The sequence below is a fragment of the Mycobacterium lehmannii genome, assembly GCF_001499925.1.
Classification (GTDB): domain Bacteria; phylum Actinomycetota; class Actinomycetes; order Mycobacteriales; family Mycobacteriaceae; genus Mycobacterium; species Mycobacterium lehmannii.
This window is the reverse complement of sequence record NZ_LQIR01000001.1, coordinates 547,981-564,882: the sequence shown is the minus strand read 5'-3', so window position 1 is coordinate 564,882 and position 16,902 is coordinate 547,981. Positions and strand designations below refer to the sequence as shown.

Here is a 16,902-nt window from a genome sequence, read left to right as displayed (position 1 = left end):
ATCCCAGCGCAGTGTGGCCGCCCCGATCGCGACTGGCAGAATCGTGCAATGACCGCGACCGGGGCCCGAACTCGACATACCGGTCGTTTGCGTCCCGTCGAACTCGCGCAGGCCTCCGTCATGGCGGCGCTGTGCGCGGCCACCGCGATCATCTCCGTGGTCGTCCCGTTCGCGGCGGGGCTTTCTCTGCTGGGCACGGTGCCGATGGGGCTGCTGGCCTACCGCTACCGGTTGCGGGTGCTGCTCACCGCAACCATCGCCGGCGGCATCATCGCGTTCCTGATCGCGGGCATGGGCGGGTTCATGACCGTCGTCAACTGCGCCTATATCGGCGGACTGACCGGCATCGTCAAGCGCCGCGGACGCGGGACCCCGACCGTGCTATTCGCGGCGCTGATCGCCGGAGCGGTGTTCGGGACGGCGGTGGTGGTGGCGCTGTCGATCCTGTCGCGGCTGCGTCACCTCATCTTCGAGTCCGTCACCGCCAACATCAACGGCCTCGCCGCGGTGATCGCCCGCATCCCCGATATGGAGGGCGCGGCCGAGCGCCTCAAGCGCGACTTCGCCACGGCGATCGATTACTGGCCGCTGTTGTTCTTCAGCGCCGGCGTGATATCGATCACCTTCGTCAGCCTCGTCGGGTGGTGGGCCCTGTCGCGGGTGATGGAGCGGCTCTCGGGCATCCCCGACGTCCACAAACTGGAGTCGTCCAAAGACGTCGGCGCTATCGCCCCGGTGCCCGCGCGGCTGCGCGATGTCCGGTTCCGCTACCCGACCGCCGACCACGACGCGCTCGGGCCGGTCTCGCTGCGCGTGGAGCCGGGTGAACACCTCGCGGTGACGGGTGCCAACGGCTCGGGCAAGACGACGCTGATGCTGATGCTGGCCGGGCGGGAGCCGACTGCGGGCGCCATCGAACGGCCGGGCGCCGTCGGGCTGGGCCGCATCGGCGGCACGGCGGTCGTCATGCAGCATCCGGAGAGCCAGGTGCTCGGCACCCGCGTCGCCGACGACGTGGTGTGGGGGCTGCCGCCCGGCAAGGCCACCGACGTCGGCCAGCTGCTCGCCGAGGTGGGCCTCGACGGGTTGGCCGAACGCAACACCGGCGGGTTGTCGGGTGGCGAACTGCAGCGGCTTGCCGTCGCGGCGGCGCTGGCGCGCGAACCGTCGCTGTTGATCGCCGACGAGGTCACCAGCATGGTCGACCAGGAGGGCCGCGAGGGGCTGATGTCGGTGCTGTCCGGGCTGACGCGGCGCCACCAGATGTCGCTGGTGCACATCACCCACTACAACGATGAGGCCGACGCGGCCGATCGCACGGTCGACCTGTCCGGTAACGGCGACGCAGCCGACAACGCCGACATGGTGGAATCCGCCGATGCTCCGTCCGGGACCGTCGCTGCCGGCGTCGATGCGCCTCCCGTGCTGGAACTCGTGGAGGTGAGCCACGAGTACGGCAGCGGCACACCGTGGGCCGCGACGGCGCTGCGCGACATCACCTTCACAGTCCATGAGGGCGACGGCCTGTTGATCCACGGCCTCAACGGGTCGGGCAAGTCGACGCTGGCCTGGATCATGGCCGGTCTCACCGAACCGACCGCGGGTGAATGCCTGCTCGACGGGAAGCCCGCATCAGAACAGGTTGGCGCCGTGGCGATCTCGTTCCAGGCGGCGCGGTTGCAGCTGATGCGCAGCCGGGTCGACCTCGAGATCGCGTCCGCAGCCGGGTTCTCTGCGCGTGATCGCGGTCGGGTCAACCAGGCGCTGTCGACCGTCGGCCTGGATTCCACGTTGGCGGACCGGCGCATCGACCAGCTCAGCGGGGGACAGATGCGTCGCGTCGTCCTCGCCGGGCTGCTCGCCCGCTCGCCGCGGGCCCTCATCCTCGACGAGCCGCTTGCCGGCCTGGACGGCGCGAGTCAGCGGGGTCTGCTTCGGCTGCTGGTCGACCTGCGCCGCCGCGTCGGGCTCACCGTCGTCGTGATCTCCCACGACTTCGCCGGGCTGGAGGAATTGTGCCCGCGCACTTTGCATCTGGAAGGTGGCGTGCTGGTGCCCGCACCGACGACGGCGGGGGGACTGTCATGACGGCGCCGACGAAGCGTCGGCAGCGCAGGGGCGTCGTGCTGCTGCGGCCCGTGCCCGGCAACAGCGTGGTTCACCAACTCTGGGCCGGTACGAAGCTTCTGCTGGTCGCGGCCATCGGTGTGTTGATGACGTTCTATCCGGGCTGGGTGCCGATCGGCGCCGTCGCGGTGATCGTGCTGATCTCGGCGCGGCTGGCCAACATCCCGCGTGGTGTGCTCCCGTCGATACCCGGCTGGCTGTGGTTCCTGCTCTTTCTCGGCGGCTTGACGGCGACCTTCGCCGGCGGCAGCCCCATCATCTCCATGGGTTCGGTCGAGGTCGGGCTGGGCGGTCTGCTGAACTTCCTGCGCATCACCGCGCTGTCGATCGTGCTGCTCGGTCTCGGGGCGATGGTGTCGTGGACGACGAACGTCGCCGAAATCGCGCCCGCGGTCGCGAAGCTGGGCAGACCGCTGCGGGTGTTCCGGGTACCGGTCGACGAGTGGGCGGTCGCTCTGGCGCTGGCGCTGCGCGCCTTCCCGATGCTGATCGACGAGTTTCGCGTGCTCTACGCCGCGCGGAATCTGCGCCCGAAGCAGGTGCACCCGAGCCGCCGCGGACGGTGGCGTCGTTGGTGGCTCGAGGCGATCGATCTGTTGGCCGCTGCCGTCACCGTCGCGCTGCGGCGTGCCGACGAGATGGGCGATGCGATCACCGCGCGCGGTGGTGCCGGACAGATCTCGGCCGCACCGTCGGGGCCCAAAGCCATCGACTGGTGGGCGTTTCTCATCGTCGCGGCAGTGTGCGGGACGGCGTTGGCGCTGGAGTTGACGGTGGCGGGCACGAGCGCCGTCACCCGATGATCCTCACTGCGCCGAGAGTGCGGTTTCTGATGCGAATGCGCCCAGATCACGTCATAAACCGCACTCTCGGTGAGCCCTACCGTTGCGCGGCGGCGTTCGCGGCTTCCTGAGCCTCGGCCAGTGCCGTCGCCACGTCGCGCCGGCCGAGGAACATCTCGTCGAAATAGGGTTTGAGCGCGTCGAATCCCGCGGCGAAACCGGCGCCTCCGGGTGCCTCGATCCGGGGGCCGTCGAGCACATCGAAGAACGGGCTGACGTCGACGCCGCGGGAACGCCAGTACTCGTGGTAGACCCGCTGCGCGTCGAGCACCGCGGGGATCGCCGCGCCGCCGGCGCCGAGGTACGCGTTGCCGCGGGCACTGCCCATCCAGGCCAACACCTCGCGCACCGCCTCGGGGTGCGCGGTGACCGAATTGCCAGCGGCGGCAATCCCGTTCGTCACGCTGACACGGCCGGCGGGTCCTTCGGGCAGCACTGCGACGCCCCAGCGGAACGGGGCGGAGTCGGCGATCGCCGCCAGGTTGTACGTCCCAGACTGGAACAGCGCCATGTTGCCTTGGAGGAACTGGTTGCGGGAGAAGTCGCCGTTGTCGTTGGTGGCCGATGCGGGCGGGGCGACGTGATCGGTGTTGATCAGCGCCACCAGATACTCAAACGCCTGGGCGGCCTGCGGGTTGTCGAACGTGAACCGGTCGCCGACGGCGAACACCCCACCCGCCGAACCGATGTAGTTGAGGTAGATGCCCTGAAGGTCGTTGGCGGCGTTGTACCCCCACTGCCGGACCCGCTGCGCGTCGAAGTTCGCTGCGTCGGCCGTGCGGCCCTGGTGGTCGAGCGTGAGTCGGGCCAACAGTTTTCGCATCGTGTCGACGGCCGGATCGAGTGCCCAGCGCAGCGTGGCCAACTCGCTCGGCTCGACTCCCGCCGCCGAGAGCAGGTCGGCGTTGTAGTACAGCGCGATCTCGGCGTCGGTGAGTTGCGGTACACCCCACAGCGTTCCGTCGCGGGTGAACTGGTCGACCACCGACGGCTCCCACGCCCGCGAGGCCGCCATGTCGATGTCCATCAGGCGGCCGCTGTCGGCGTACTCGGCGAAGTAGGCGTTGCTGATCCAGAAGATGTCGTCGGCGCCACCGCCCGCGACATCGGTGCGCAGGCTGTCGAAATACGTCGAGTAGGCGACGACGTTCACGCGCACCTCGATGCCGGGATGCGCACGTTCGAACTCGGCGAACGACGCGCGGTAGGCCGCGGCCACCTGCTCATCCCACAACCGCACGGTCACCACCGTCCTGCCGCCCGCGTCACTTGGTTGCCCGAGCAGCATGGCCACGGCCAGCAGCAGCACACCCGTCATCGCCACACCTGTCGCGAAGAGTGTGGAAAACTTCGGCCGCACGCTCATTTCAGCCCCGTCACCACGATCGAGCGCACGACGTGGCGACCCAGCGCGACGAACAACACCAGCAGGGGCACGATCGCGACCGTCGTCGCGGCCATCACCAACGGCCACTGCGCGTTGTAGCGCGACTGCAGACCCGCCGTCGCGACCGTCAGCACCTGCCACTGGCCCCCACTGGTGATCACCAGCGGCCACATGAAGCTGTTCCACTGCGAGACAACGGTGATCAGCGCCAGTGTCACCAGGATAGGTCTGCTCGCGGGCACCACCACGTGCACGATGATGTCCAACGTGCTCGCGCCGTCGATGCGAGCCGCATTGATAAGGTCGCCGGGGATGGTGCGAAAGTACTCGCGCAACAGGAAAATCGCGTACGGCGAACCGAACATGAACGGCAGCACCAACGCCCAGAAGGTGTTACGCAGCCCCGCCTCGGCCATCATCAGGTACAGCGGTACGACGGTGACTGTCGCCGGCACCATCAGCGTCGCGACATACACCCAGAACAGCGCATCGCGGCCGGGAAACTGCAGCCGTGCGAACGCATACGCCGCCAGCACGGAGAACGTCAGCTGGCCGAGCAGAATCACCGCGGTCATCAGCGCGGTCACGACGACGGCCCGGCCGAAGCCGGCGTCGGCCAGGTTCGCGTAGTTCTGCAGGGTCGGCGGCAGAGGCAGCGACAGCGGTGATTCGGTGTCGAAGGTGCGCGGATCCCGCAGTGAGGCCAGGACGCCGAGGATGAACGGCGCCAACGTGATCAGCGCGCCCGCCAGCAGGATGGGGTAGATGACGGCGGCGGACGTGACGCGGCTAGGTGAGGTCATAGCTGATCCGTCGACGGAAGTACAACTGCTGGACGATGGTCACGCCGGCCAACAGGACGAACAACACCACCGCCATCACCGCGGCCCGGCCCACCGCTGCGGCGCCGAATGCCTCGGCGTAGATGCGGTGCGCCACCAGGTCGGTCCGGTTCTGCGGACCGCCGCCGGTCAACGCGTACACGGTGTCGAAAACCTGCGCCGCGCTGATGATTCCGGTCACCAGTACGAAGAACAACGTCGGCCGCAACATCGGCAGGGTGATGTGCCGGAAGCGTTGCCACGTCGTCGCGCCGTCGGTGCGGGCCGCGTTGTGGATGTCGGTGGGAATGTTGAGGATGCCGGCCAGGAAGAATAGCGTCACGTATCCCACGTTGGTCCACACGACCACCGCCGACACCACCGGCAGTGCCAGCGTCGGATCCGTGAGCCAGTCGATCTGGCGGCCGAGGACGGTGCTGACCGCTCCGTCGGTGGGTGCCAGGATCCAGCGCCACAGCACCGCGATCGCCAGCGGCGCACAGATCCACGGCAGCACATACACCGTTCGGAAGAAGCCGCTGCCGGGCAGCCCGCGTGCCAGCAGCGAGGCCGCGATCAATCCGAGGAGGGTCTGCGCGGGCACGACCAGCACGACGAACAGCAGCGTGACGACGAGCGAGGTGGCGAACGTCGGATCGGTCAGCACCGACTGCCAATTGCGCAGGCCCACATACTCCATCGGGCTCAGCAGGTCCCACCGGTGCAACGACAGCCACACCACCACGAACATCGGCAGCAGCATGAACGCGACGACTCCGAACAGGCTCGGCGCCAGGAGTGCGTACGCGGTCGCGGTCGTGCGGCGGCGTTGTGCCATCCGAGTCATTAAAGCGGCCTGGCGGCGCCACCACTACGGTGGTGTCGTGGCAGCTACCCGAAGCGTGGACGCCGACTTCCTCGACCTGCCGAGGAGCGAGTTGGCCGAGGCGGCGACCTCGGCGGCCGTGGCCGCAGGTGCCAGCTACGCCGACCTTCGCATCCAGGCGGTCACTTCGGAGTTCGTGCAGTTGCGCGACGGTGTCCTGCAGACCGCGGTCGTCGACCGGGAGATCGGGCTGGCGGTCCGTGTCATCGTCGACGGGACGTGGGGCTTCGCGTCGCATGCCGAGCTCAGCGCGGATGTGGCGGCCCAGACCGCGCGCCGGGCCGTAGGGGTGGCCAGGACGCTGGCTGCGCTCAACGCCGAGCGCATCGAATTGGCCGCCGAGCCCGTGTACTCCGATGTCACTTGGGTTTCCGACTACGACGTCGACCCGTTCACCGTCGCAACCACCGACAAGCTCGCCGTGCTCGGCGAATACTCGGGGCGGCTGTTGGCCGCGGACGGCGTGAATCACGTCTCAGCGGGACTGCAGATCGCCAAGGAGCAGATGTTCTACGCCGACACGTTCGGTTCGACGATCACCCAGCAGCGGGTGCGGGTGCAGCCGTCGCTGGAGGCGGTCGCAGTCGATGCCGCGGCGGGGACGTTCGAGACGATGCGAACACTGGCCCCGCCGACCGCGCGGGGCTGGGAGTACGTCGCCGGCGACGAGGTGTGGAACTGGACCGAGGAGCTGGCCATACTGCCGACGTGGCTGGCCGAGAAGGTCAAGGCGCCCAGCGTCACGGCGGGGCCGACGGATCTCGTCATCGATCCATCGAATCTGTGGCTGACGATCCACGAATCGGTCGGCCATGCCACCGAATACGACCGGGCAATCGGATACGAAGCCGCGTACGCGGGGACCTCGTTCGCCACACCCGACAAGCTGGGCACGATGCGCTACGGCTCACCGGTCATGAATGTGACCGCCGACCGGACCGTCGAATACGGTTTGGCGACGGTGGGTTTCGATGACGAAGGGGTACAGGCGCAGAAGTGGGATCTGGTGCGTGACGGTATCTTCGTCGGCTACCAACTGGACCGGGTGTTCGCACCGCGGCTCGGAGAGGAGCGCTCCAACGGGTGCGCCTACGCCGATTCGCCGCACCACGTGCCGATCCAGCGGATGGCCAACGTGTCGCTGGCGCCGAGCGCCGACGAGGTGAGCACCGAGGAATTGATCGCCCGCGTCGACGACGGTATCTACATCGTCGGAGACAAGAGCTGGTCAATCGACATGCAGCGCTACAACTTCCAGTTCACTGGGCAGCGCTTCTTCCGCATCCGCGACGGCCGGCTCGACGGTCAGCTGCGCGACGTGGCGTACCAGGCGACCACGACCGACTTCTGGGATTCGTTGGAGGCCGTCGGTGGTCCGTCGACGTGGCGGCTCGGCGGCGCGTTCAACTGCGGTAAGGCGCAGCCGGGCCAGGTGGCCGCGGTGAGCCATGGTTGTCCGTCGGCGTTGTTCCGCGGCGTGAACGTGCTCAACACCCGCGCCGAGGGCGGGCGGTAAGCGATGATCGGCGCACAGCAAGTGGTGGAGATGGCGCTGGCGGAGGCGGCCCGGTTGGGCGGTGCAGACGACACCGTCGTGTTGGTGACCGACCAGGCCGACGCGTCGTTGCGGTGGGCGGGCAACTCGATGACCACCAACGGCGAGTCGAGGACCCGCTACACGACGGTGATATCGGTAGTGCGCAAAGGGAAGCGCATCCCATGTGGGTTCGGTGCGATCCAGCGAGGTGGACCCATCGACCATCGCGGGTCTGGTGGCGGCATCGCAGGAGGCGGCGCGCTCGGCGCCCGAGGCCCGCGACAGCGCGCCGCTCTTGACGGGTGGTGACGCACCGCCCGATTGGGATGCTCCGGTGCCCAACACTGGAGCAGAGGTGTTCCTGCCGGTGGCCGACTGTCTCGCCCGCGCGTTTCGCGGCAGCGACCGGCTGTACGGGTATGCCCGGCACATCCTGGAGACGACGTTCGTCGCGACGTCGGGCGGGCTGCGGCGGCGCTACACGCAGCCGACGGGCTCGGTGGAGATCAACGGCAAGCGTGACGGCGCAAGCGCATGGGTCGGCGTCAACGCCGCCGATTTCGGCGGTGTGCCCATCGATTCCATGCTCGAGGAGTTGTCGACGCGCCTGGGGTGGGCCCGGCGCACGGTGGAGTTGCCCGCCGGCCGTCACGAGACGATCCTGCCGCCGTCGGCGGTGGCAGACCTGATGATTTTCCTGACATGGGCGATGGACGGCCGGGGCGCCCAGGAGGGTCGCACGGCGTTGTCGGCGCCCGGCGGCGGCACACGGGTGGGGGAGCGGCTCACCGATCTGCCGTTGACGCTGTACTCCGATCCGTTCGCTTCGGGACTGGCCTGCACGCCGTTCGTCGCGACGTCGACGTCATCTGAACGGATTTCGGTGTTCGACAACGGGATGGACATCGAGCGGGTGGACTGGATCCGCGACGGCGCGATCAACGCGCTGGCGTACCCGCGTGCCGCGGCCGCGGAATTCGACACGGCGCCGGCGGTGCCGGCGGGCAACCTGCTGATGACCGGCGGGGAGTCGGAGTTGGCGGACATGATCGCGGCGACCGAGCGTGGTCTGCTGCTGAGCACACTGTGGTACCTGCGGGCGGTCGACTCGTCGGTGCTGCTGCTGACCGGACTGACCCGGGACGGCGTGTATCTGATCGAGGACGGCGCGGTGACGGCGGCGGTCAACAACTTCCGGTTCAACGAAAGCCCGTTGGACCTGCTGCGCCGCGCGACGGAAGCGGGAGTCAGCGAGTTCACGTTGCCGCGCGAGTGGGGTGATTGGGCGACGCGGGCGGCGATGCCGTCGTTGCGGATTCCGGACTTTCACATGTCCTCGGTCAGTCAGGCGCAATAATCGGGGGGTGGGCGCTGATGAGCTTGCCGATCGGATAGCCGGTTTGGTGGCGATGTCGTCGGGTGACAGCCAACGGGACACGCTGATCCGGTTGACGTGCGGCAGGTCGCTGTCGTTGCCGCCGCTGGCGGTGCAAGTCGACCTGCTCGACGAGTCCACCGAAACGGACCGGGTGGTGGCGGCGTTCGCCGAGCAGTTCGCGACCGACGTGTCGGGTATCGGTGACAACCAGCGCAAGCGGCTATCGGAGACTTTGGGCGACAACGTATTTCGCACCGTCGTCGCTACCTACATCGCGGACTTCGTGCCGCGGGTGTGGGCGGGCTGTGAAGCGCTGGGGTTAGGGAGACCCGGTTACGTCAGCGTCGTGGAGTGGGATCCGGAGTCCGATCCCGTCGATGCGTTGCTCAACGGGTTCGCACCGGCGGTGGCGCGGTTGCGGGCGCTCGATCCCCTGACCACGGAGATCGTCCGGTTGCGTGGTGCGATGCAGCACAACTGCAGGCTGTGCAAGTCGTTGCGCGACGGCGACGCGTTGGACTCGGGCGGCTCTGAGGAGATGTATGGGCAGATCGAGGACTATGAATCCGCCGAGAGCCTGACCGAGGCGCAGAAGGCGGCGCTGCGGTACGTCGACGCGCTGATCTGGTCGCCAGCGCGCATCGACGCTGAGGTGGCGGCGGAGGTGCGGCGGAATTTCTCGGAGAAGCAGTCGTTGGAGCTGACGCTGGATGTCATGCGCAACGCGTGCAACAAGATCGCGGTAGCGCTGGGCGCCGACACGCCGCGGGTGGCTTCGGGCACCGAGAGGTACTCGATCGGTGACGACGGGCAGCCGGTGTACGCCGATATCGCCTGACGGCTCCCGGCCAGCGCTCTAGATGCCCACCTCTGAGGGGCATGCTGTGTAGGTGCCCACCTCGCAGCGAAAAAATCGCTGGGAGCGAATTAGTCGCTGCAAGGTGGGCACATCGCGATATGGGACGATGGTGCCGCGCAACGCGCCGGGGCGGTAGCTCAGTCGGTTAGAGCCGCGGACTCATAATCCGTTGGTCGCGGGTTCGAGCCCCGCCCGCCCCACAACCAACTTGTATTAGGTCGGCTGATGCTGGACATATCTGTTTCGGGTGACGCCTGACAGTGTTTCGGCTGATGGTTGACAGTTGCTTCGGGTGATCCATGACACTCATCTGAGAGCCGGGCGGCCGCTGGGTCCGCCGATCGGAGGACCGCGGTTCCTCCTCCGAACCCTCCAGTCTGCGGACTGTTCGAGCTGTCGGTTGGGGCGATAGTTGGTTCACCGAACGGGCCTCGACCAGCGGGGCCCGGGGGACAGGGAGGTAGCAACATGAACAAGAAGACCACCACGGAGAAGGTCGCCGTCGGCAGGCTCACCATCACCAGCCCCGCAGGCCGAGCCGGTCCCGCCTATTGCTCGTGCATCGTGCCCGGCAACAGTGATCCGTCCGGGAGGCGGTGATCCGCCGTGGCGCTTGAAGGTCGACTTCAAGAGGCGTTGGCGTTCGAAGCGCCCTACGTGATCGATCGACTTGTCAGGGACCGGGTCGTCGCGACCCGAGAGTCTGCCGAACGGCTCTTCACCGAGGCAAAGAAGTACCTCGTATTGTCGGCGGCAACCCCAGACAAGTCGTTCGACATGTGTTCATCGATGGTGGACGAAGCCTGGCACGCCTTCGTGCTCTTCACCACCGAGTACACCGACTACGGTCAGCGTTACTTCGGGAGCTACGTCCACCACGCGCCCGCCGGTGAGCGCGGCGGGCCCGAAACGACCGCACAGGCTGGCGCCTCACAAGAGGCGGCTTCCTTCGACGAGTTCTGCCGGCGATATGAGGAGCTGTTCGGGCAGCCGCTCCCAGGAATCTGGTACGACAGCGACAACGTCACTCCGTCAACCCGGGTCATCAACGATATGGCACACACGTTGACGATCGCCGCCGAGAACCACACCGTCCACGTTGTGGACGGCACCGGGAACACCGTGCTCTCCGTTGATGGGATGGCAACCGAGGCAGTGGAATTCATCGTCAACACGCACACGTTCTATGTCCGCGAACTCGCGGGAGACCTCACCGCGGCCGAGAAGGTCGGCTTGATCCAGCCTCTCGTCCGCTTGGGCGTTCTGCGTGTGGCGCCCTAGCGGCCGCAGCGCTCGACATCGATGATCAGGCTCAGAACTGATAGCTCCGAAAGCGACGCCCTCGCCCAAAAGGACCGCTGCGCGGTACGTTGCCACGCGTGAGCGAAGACAGAGTTCGAGTGGAAATCAGCGGCACCGGCGTGGCCACCGTGACGATGATTCGCGCAGACAAACACAATGCGCTCGACCACGCCATGTTCGAAGGCCTGGTCAATGCCGCCGCGCAGGTGGCGGGTGTTCCTTCGATCCGCGCGGTCGTGCTTCACGGCGAGGGTAAGAGCTTCTGCTCAGGCCTCGACGTCGCGAGCTTCGCGGCCCAGCGGGGCGGCACGAACGTTCTGTTGAACCGAGACGCCGATCACCCGGCCAACTTCGCCCAACGCGTGACCTACGACTGGTCGCTGGTGCCCGCGCCCGTCATCGCCGCGATCCAGGGCAACTGCTTCGGCGGAGGTCTTCAGATCGCACTGGGCGCAGACATCCGGATAGCGGCTCCCGATGCGAGGTTGTCCATCATGGAAATCAAGTGGGGCCTCGTTCCCGACATGGGTATCACGCAGACACTGCCCCGGCTGATACCGATCGACGTCGCCAAGGAGTTGACGTTCACCGGTCGCATCGTCTCCGGCAGGGAAGCGTCGGAGCTCGGTTTGGTCACTCGCACCGCGGACGATCCGCTCGCCGCCGCGTTGACACTTGCCGGCGAGATCGCGCAGAGATCCCCGGACGCCGTGCGCGCCGCCAAGCGCCTCTACAACGAGACCTGGGTCAGTGATGACGCCGCGGCGGCGCTGTCGCGTGAATCCCAGTTGCAGACCGAACTGCTTGGCAAGCCCAACCAGATCGCCGCTGTCAGCGCCGGGATGTCGGGCGAGCGGCCCGTCTTCACCGATCCCGAGTAGAACCAATTCCGAAGCGGTGTGACGGTCACGATTCGATCTCTCGGAATTTGTTGAGTCAGTTCTCAGTCCACTCTCAGTCGACGCGTGGACCGTGTGCTGAGGCCATGTGGGCTGATCAACGATCCGGAAAGAGAACGAACGCAAATGACCAACACTCCGCGGTATTCCACGGACCAGCCCTCGAGTTCGGCTACGGGACAGCCGTATCTGCCATACCAGGCTCACATCCCGTCACATCTGCGCTACGAGTGGCGGCACGGCCAGCCTCCACTCTATGACCTGAAACATCCTGCACAGCAAGCTGATACCGCTCCGATCCCCAGGATCCAGCTGAAGAAGTCTCGTCGCGGGCTCGTCGTCGCCGGCGCTGTCGTATGCGCGGTCGTCGGCGGCGGGGTCGGTGCGGCCGTCGTGGGCATCGACGACCGTACGCACCACGCGACCGCCGCGCAGACACCCATCGGTGCTGCACCCCTCACGCCCCGCCCGGCCGCCGCTGCTCCCGCGGGCACCGTCGAGGAGGTGGCGGCCCGGGTGCTGCCGAGCGTCGTCCAGTTGAAGATCGACTTGGGCGGTGAGGGCCCTTCGGGTTCGGGGATCGTGTTGAGCGAGGACGGCCTCATCCTCACCAACAACCACGTCGTGGCTGCCGTGGCCGACAGCGATCGCGGAGTGTTTCCCAGCTCGCGGCGTGGCGGGCCCACGGCAACTGTGGCCTTCTCCGACGGCAGAACCGCACCGTTCAGCGTTGTCGGCGCCGACCCATCGGGCGATCTTGCCGTCGTTCGCGCCGAGGGGGTTTCCGGCTTGACGCCCATCACCATCGGCTCCTCGGCGGATGTGAATGTCGGCGAGCAAGTCGTCGCGATCGGCTCGCCCCTCGGCTTACAGGGAACGGTGACGACGGGCATCGTCAGCGCGCTGAACCGGCCGGTGTTCGCAGGCGGCGATGCGGGTGGAGACGTCACTGTGCTCAACGCCATCCAGACAGATGCTGCAGTGAACCCCGGCAACTCCGGCGGCGCACTGGTGAACATGCGCGGCGAGTTGATCGGCGTGAACTCCGCCATCGCGAGCATGGGCAGCGGCTCCGGCGGCCAGAGCGGTTCCATCGGGCTGGGCTTCGCGATCCCCTCGGATCAGGCCAAGCGTGTCGCCCACGAACTGGTCACGACGGGCTCCGCCAGTCATGGTGCGCTCGGTGTGAAGCTCGGTAGGGAAGTCACCAAGGCCGGCGGCGCAACGGTCGCCGTCGTCGACGGTGGCCCCGCATCCGCCGCTGGACTGCCGAGCGAAGCAGTGATCACCAAGGTCGACAATCAGCCGATCGATGGCCCGGAAGCACTCGTGGCGGCGATCCGCTCGCGTGCCCCCGGTGAGAGCGTTTCCGTCACCTATCTCGACGGTTCGGGGGCTGCTCAGACCGCGAAGGTCACGTTGGGCGAAGCGTAGGGGCCGGCTACTGAACCGGCCGCAGAACCACCACTCCAGGAACGGTCCGGACGTAGTCGAACAGTGGGGTGTCGACGACCTTGTTGTCGCCGGGAAGCGAGGAGGCGTTGCGTAACACCGGGCCATCCGGCGTGTCGACGAAGATGCCGACGTGTGTGACGTCGAGGCCGCCGTCTCCGGAATACGCTCCGATGTAGTCGCCGGTTCGAAGTCCGCTCACCACGCCGATGTCGAACTGCGCGCTCGGTATGTAGGACACCGTCCGGGGAACGACCGGCAAGCCGGGCAGGTACACGTCGCCGGAGTCTTTCTGGTTCAAGTTCTTCTGCACCGGAATCGCGTTGGTGCTCAGGCTGGTTGTGATGTCGGTCGCGACCGCCGGCGCGGCCGCCGCCCAGTCAGTGAAGAAGTGCTTGCGGTTCGTGAAGCCCACGACACCGTCCTTGTAGCGGACATCGATCAGCGCGGAGATGAACTCGTCGCGGTTAGCCGCCCGTTTCAGCGCCTCGACGTAATCGGCATAGGTGAAGCAGTCGACTTTCGACAGTTCGACCACCAACTGCTCCGGCTCGCTCGCCGAACCAACGAGAGTGTGTGCACCATAAGGGGTTCCGAGAAACGCGCGTGAGATGACCTCCGCAAGCTTCGGTGGTGGCGCGTCGTTCCTGGCCGTCAGCATCCGCTCGAGGATCTGCGTGTTCTGCTCGGAGATCGCGACTTCGGGCGCCGGCGCTTCCGTGGCGGCAAGGTAATTCACGGCCAGGATCGGGTTGGCCTCGGCGTAGCCCACCGGCAGCAGCACGTCGCCGGCGGTGGACAGGTAGTAGACCTCCCACCGGTAATAGGTGTCGAAGCCGGCAGGGTCGGCGGCCATGACCGCGGCATAGTCGTGGATGGCCCGCACGTAGTTGTTCGAGTTGTTGTAGCGGTACAGCGCGTAATCGCGGTCTCGCGCGAACCCGTTGGCGGACAAGTAGCGTCCAGCCGCCATGATGCTGTCGCGAGGCGAGTGAATATCGCCGCCCGCGCCGAAAGCGGCGAACGTCGACGGCATGAACTGCATCGGTCCCTGCGCACCTGCCGTGCTCACCCCGGCGACGCGTCCGAAGGCGGTCTCGACGAGATTGATCGCCGCCAGATAGTGCCATGGCACCCCGAACTCGGATTCCGCCTCGCGGTAGTGGGTCATCAGCTGGTCCACCGGCGTGGGCGCAACGATCCGCCACGCGGGCAGCGTGTCCTTCGGCCGGCTCATCACGCCGAGCTCACGCCGCGCGTGGACGTTGTGGTCGTAAATCTTCCCCAGCTCCGGCGGAATCCGCGGACGCACGATCGGGTCCCACTCGGGGTGTCGTCCGATGGCTCGATACGCCAACTGCTGGCGCTGCGCCGCGGCGTTCTTCAAAGACTCGGTCGACGACGGATCCCGCAGCGCTCGTTCGTCGGCGACCAGGTCGTCGGCGATGCGCACCGGATCGGATGCCAATTCTCGGCGCGGTTCCTCTGCTGCGGGTGCTGGGGCCGAAGGTGTCGGCGCAGCCGTCGTCGTGGAGGACGCTTCCGGGCTGTCCGAACTCGAGCAGCCCACCGGCACGAACAAGATCACCACGGTGCCTGCGGCGGCAATGATTTTGGCGGCGTCGAGACGGGCGTTCATTGCCGTCGGAGTCTAGCGCCGCCGAGCGCGCGCCGATCCCGTCAGCGAATTTAGGTGCTCGTGGGCTCGGGGCACAGGTACAGCCGCGCACCGGCCACGATGAAGTTCGACAGCGTTTCGTCCTTGGTCGCGATGTCCAGCTTCTCGGCCACGGCGGTCGAATCGGCACCGCGCGCGAACTGCGTACACGCGTCGCGGGCGAGAGTGGTCAGTGTGGTGCAGTCGCCCGTATAACCCACCGAGGTGATGCTGCGGCAGAGGTCGTCCTCGGGCGAAGCGGCAGCCTGGGGCGCGGCCATCAGCAGGCCGACCGCTGCGATCGAAAGCGCTGTGAGCGCACGCGTAGTCATGTCACGTCCTTCCTAGCGCCTGACTACCCGTTCTGGCTCGGGGCACGCAGGATCGGATGCATATCGAGATTGCGGCGTTACCGAGGCCGGGATGGCCGCATCGCTGCGCAGGGGTGGTGACAGACTGCGAGCATGGCGTGGGACTTCAGCACCGAACCGGAATTTCAAGAGAAGCTCGACTGGGTCAAGCAGTTCTGCGAAGAGAAGGTCGAACCACTCGACCACGTGTTCGCGCACGCGGTGCGCATACCCAATCCGGCGGTCAAGGCTTACGTCCGCGAGCTCCAGCAGGAGGTCAAGGACCAGGGCCTGTGGGCGATCTTCCTCGACAAAGACCTCGGCGGCCCAGGCTTCGGACAGCTCAAGCTCGGCCTGCTCAACGAGATCATCGGCCGCTACTCCGGCGCCCCCCACATGTTCGGCGCGTCTGCCCCAGACACCGGAAACATGGAGATGCTCGCGGCCTACGGCACCGAGGAACAAAAGGAGCGATGGCTCAAACCGCTTCTCAACCAGGACATGTTCTCCGCCTACTCGATGACCGAACCGCAAGGCGGCAGCGACCCCAACCTGTTCAGGACCCACGCGGTGCGCGACGGCGACGAATGGGTGATCAATGGCGAGAAGTGGTTCACCTCGGCAGGCCGGGTCGCCGACATTCTTTTCGTGATGTGCACCAACGGGATGTTCGTCGTCCCGCGCAAGACGCCCGGCGTGGAGATCATGCCCGAGCCGCGCAACCACAACCACATCATCTACCGCGATGTGCGCGTGCCGCTCGACCATCTGCTGGGGCCGGAGAACGGCGCAAAGGTGTTGGCACAGAGGCGACTCGGCGGCGGACGCATCCACCACGCCATGCGCACTATCGCGCAGTGCACACTGGCCTTCGACATGATGTGCGAGCGCGCGCTCAGCCGCGAATCGCACGGAAAGATCATCGGCGAACACCAAATGGTGCAGGAGAAGATCGCCGAGTCCTACGCGATGATCAAGATGCTGCGCCTGTTCGTCCTCGAGACGGCGTGGAAGATCGACAACACCTCGACCCAGGAGGCTCGCACCGAGATCGCCGCGGTCAAGTTCACGATGGCCAAGGTCCTGCGCGAGGTGTCGTTCAACGCCTTGCACATCCTCGGGTCGCTGGGCACCACCGACCTCACCCCGATCCAGGCGATGTACGCCTCCGCCCCGACGATGGGCATCGCCGACGGCGTCGACGAGGTGCACAAGGCCACCGTCGCGCGCCGCGTGCTGCGCGACTATCAACCGCACGAGGGCGACTTCCCGACGGAGTTCCTGCCCTACAAGCGGGAGCAGGCGCGCCAGAAGATGCAGCCCGTGCTCGATGCCCGCCCCGAATTGGCGGCCGCCGCCGAGGCATATCAGAAGTATCTGTCGGGGCGCCGCTGACGTCTGCGCC

The 16,902-nt window shown here is 66.9% G+C and carries 14 protein-coding genes, 1 tRNA gene and 2 pseudogenes; 11 read left to right on the top strand and 6 right to left on the bottom strand.

Features of this window, described 5'->3' with window-relative positions; translation table 11 throughout:
• Nucleotides 1–48 precede the first annotated feature (48 nt).
• Both AU192_RS02725 and AU192_RS02720 read left to right on the top strand, forming a co-directional pair.
• The gene (locus AU192_RS02725) at nucleotides 49–2,088 is read left to right on the top strand and encodes an ABC transporter ATP-binding protein (RefSeq protein ID WP_064394127.1); all 2,040 of its coding nucleotides are present in this window, start codon (nucleotides 49–51) and stop codon (nucleotides 2,086–2,088) included.
• Nucleotides 2,085–2,930 (top strand): CbiQ family ECF transporter T component, encoded by an 846-nt coding sequence (locus AU192_RS02720; protein ID WP_064394126.1) that lies wholly within the window; start codon nucleotides 2,085–2,087, stop codon nucleotides 2,928–2,930. Before AU192_RS02725 ends, AU192_RS02720 begins: the two co-directional genes overlap by 4 nt.
• A gap of 76 nt (nucleotides 2,931–3,006) precedes the next feature.
• Here AU192_RS02720 and AU192_RS02715 read toward each other — a convergent pair whose 3' ends face one another.
• From AU192_RS02715 to AU192_RS02705, 3 genes are read right to left on the bottom strand one after another with little or no spacing between them, the layout of a single operon-like run.
• A complete protein-coding gene (locus AU192_RS02715; RefSeq protein ID WP_064394125.1) occupies nucleotides 3,007–4,335 on the bottom strand; it encodes an ABC transporter substrate-binding protein in 1,329 nt (442 codons plus the stop codon).
• Complete coding sequence (locus tag AU192_RS02710) at nucleotides 4,332–5,159, bottom strand: carbohydrate ABC transporter permease (protein WP_064394124.1); 828 nt, start codon at nucleotides 5,157–5,159, stop codon at nucleotides 4,332–4,334. Before AU192_RS02710 ends, AU192_RS02715 begins: the two co-directional genes overlap by 4 nt.
• Nucleotides 5,146–6,015 (bottom strand): carbohydrate ABC transporter permease, encoded by an 870-nt coding sequence (locus AU192_RS02705; RefSeq protein ID WP_082694878.1) that lies wholly within the window; start codon nucleotides 6,013–6,015, stop codon nucleotides 5,146–5,148. Before AU192_RS02705 ends, AU192_RS02710 begins: the two co-directional genes overlap by 14 nt.
• Nucleotides 6,016–6,061: 46 nt before the next feature.
• Between AU192_RS02705 and AU192_RS02700 the strand changes: the two genes are divergently transcribed.
• The 8 genes and pseudogenes from AU192_RS02700 (at nucleotide 6,062) to AU192_RS02670 (ending at nucleotide 13,472) form a co-directional block, all read left to right on the top strand.
• Nucleotides 6,062–7,579: a TldD/PmbA family protein gene (locus tag AU192_RS02700; RefSeq protein ID WP_064394122.1), complete on the top strand. Its 1,518-nt coding sequence runs from the start codon at nucleotides 6,062–6,064 to the stop codon at nucleotides 7,577–7,579.
• Nucleotides 7,580–7,582: 3 nt separating this feature from the next.
• A pseudogene (locus tag AU192_RS02695) lies at nucleotides 7,583–8,957 on the top strand (metallopeptidase TldD-related protein).
• A 52-nt stretch (nucleotides 8,958–9,009) separates the two neighbouring features.
• Entirely contained in the window at nucleotides 9,010–9,816 is an 807-nt protein-coding gene (locus tag AU192_RS02690) for a carboxymuconolactone decarboxylase family protein (RefSeq protein ID WP_064394208.1), read from the top strand.
• Between the two features lie 147 nt (nucleotides 9,817–9,963).
• A tRNA-Ile gene (locus AU192_RS02685) sits at nucleotides 9,964–10,037 on the top strand.
• Nucleotides 10,038–10,305: 268 nt separating this feature from the next.
• Nucleotides 10,306–10,437, top strand: coding sequence for a hypothetical protein (locus AU192_RS26090; protein ID WP_269845548.1), 132 nt, complete (start codon nucleotides 10,306–10,308; stop codon nucleotides 10,435–10,437).
• Between the two features lie 6 nt (nucleotides 10,438–10,443).
• Nucleotides 10,444–11,118 (top strand): glycine-rich domain-containing protein, encoded by a 675-nt coding sequence (locus tag AU192_RS02680; RefSeq protein WP_133148008.1) that lies wholly within the window; start codon nucleotides 10,444–10,446, stop codon nucleotides 11,116–11,118.
• A gap of 98 nt (nucleotides 11,119–11,216) precedes the next feature.
• On the top strand, nucleotides 11,217–12,020 hold the full coding sequence (locus AU192_RS02675; RefSeq protein ID WP_064394120.1) for a crotonase/enoyl-CoA hydratase family protein: 804 nt from the start codon (nucleotides 11,217–11,219) through the stop codon (nucleotides 12,018–12,020).
• Between the two features lie 144 nt (nucleotides 12,021–12,164).
• Entirely contained in the window at nucleotides 12,165–13,472 is a 1,308-nt protein-coding gene (locus AU192_RS02670) for a S1C family serine protease (protein WP_064394119.1), read from the top strand.
• A 7-nt stretch (nucleotides 13,473–13,479) separates the two neighbouring features.
• Here the strand turns inward: AU192_RS02670 and AU192_RS25875 are convergent, their stop codons facing one another.
• The 3 genes and pseudogenes from AU192_RS25875 to AU192_RS02660 all read right to left on the bottom strand — a co-directional run bounded on the left by AU192_RS25875 (nucleotide 13,480) and on the right by AU192_RS02660 (nucleotide 15,479).
• Complete coding sequence (locus AU192_RS25875; RefSeq protein ID WP_423202663.1) at nucleotides 13,480–14,238, bottom strand: DUF1460 domain-containing protein; 759 nt, start codon at nucleotides 14,236–14,238, stop codon at nucleotides 13,480–13,482.
• A pseudogene (locus AU192_RS25870) lies at nucleotides 14,212–15,129 on the bottom strand (lytic transglycosylase domain-containing protein); the annotation flags it as partial. The pseudogene AU192_RS25870 and the gene AU192_RS25875, both read right to left, overlap by 27 nt.
• A 50-nt stretch (nucleotides 15,130–15,179) precedes the next feature.
• Complete coding sequence (locus AU192_RS02660; RefSeq protein ID WP_064394117.1) at nucleotides 15,180–15,479, bottom strand: DUF732 domain-containing protein; 300 nt, start codon at nucleotides 15,477–15,479, stop codon at nucleotides 15,180–15,182.
• Between the two features lie 132 nt (nucleotides 15,480–15,611).
• On the opposite strand from AU192_RS02660, the gene AU192_RS02655 reads away from it, so the two are divergent.
• On the top strand, nucleotides 15,612–16,892 hold the full coding sequence (locus AU192_RS02655; RefSeq protein WP_064394116.1) for an acyl-CoA dehydrogenase family protein: 1,281 nt from the start codon (nucleotides 15,612–15,614) through the stop codon (nucleotides 16,890–16,892).
• Nucleotides 16,893–16,902: the final 10 nt, after the last annotated feature.

Excerpts from the sequence above, each read along its gene's own strand:
- AU192_RS02725 (WP_064394127.1), top strand. The coding sequence starts at position 49 with ATGACCGCGACCGGGGCCCGAACTCGACATACCGGTCGTTTGCGTCCC.
- AU192_RS02720 (WP_064394126.1), top strand. The coding sequence starts at position 2,085 with ATGACGGCGCCGACGAAGCGTCGGCAGCGCAGGGGCGTCGTGCTGCTG.
- AU192_RS02715 (WP_064394125.1), bottom strand. The coding sequence starts at position 4,335 with ATGAGCGTGCGGCCGAAGTTTTCCACACTCTTCGCGACAGGTGTGGCG.
- AU192_RS02710 (WP_064394124.1), bottom strand. The coding sequence starts at position 5,159 with ATGACCTCACCTAGCCGCGTCACGTCCGCCGCCGTCATCTACCCCATC.
- AU192_RS02705 (WP_082694878.1), bottom strand. The coding sequence starts at position 6,015 with ATGGCACAACGCCGCCGCACGACCGCGACCGCGTACGCACTCCTGGCG.
- AU192_RS02690 (WP_064394208.1), top strand. The coding sequence starts at position 9,010 with ATGTCGTCGGGTGACAGCCAACGGGACACGCTGATCCGGTTGACGTGC.
- AU192_RS26090 (WP_269845548.1), top strand. The coding sequence starts at position 10,306 with ATGAACAAGAAGACCACCACGGAGAAGGTCGCCGTCGGCAGGCTCACC.
- AU192_RS02670 (WP_064394119.1), top strand. The coding sequence starts at position 12,165 with ATGACCAACACTCCGCGGTATTCCACGGACCAGCCCTCGAGTTCGGCT.
- AU192_RS02660 (WP_064394117.1), bottom strand. The coding sequence starts at position 15,479 with ATGACTACGCGTGCGCTCACAGCGCTTTCGATCGCAGCGGTCGGCCTG.
- AU192_RS02655 (WP_064394116.1), top strand. The coding sequence starts at position 15,612 with ATGGCGTGGGACTTCAGCACCGAACCGGAATTTCAAGAGAAGCTCGAC.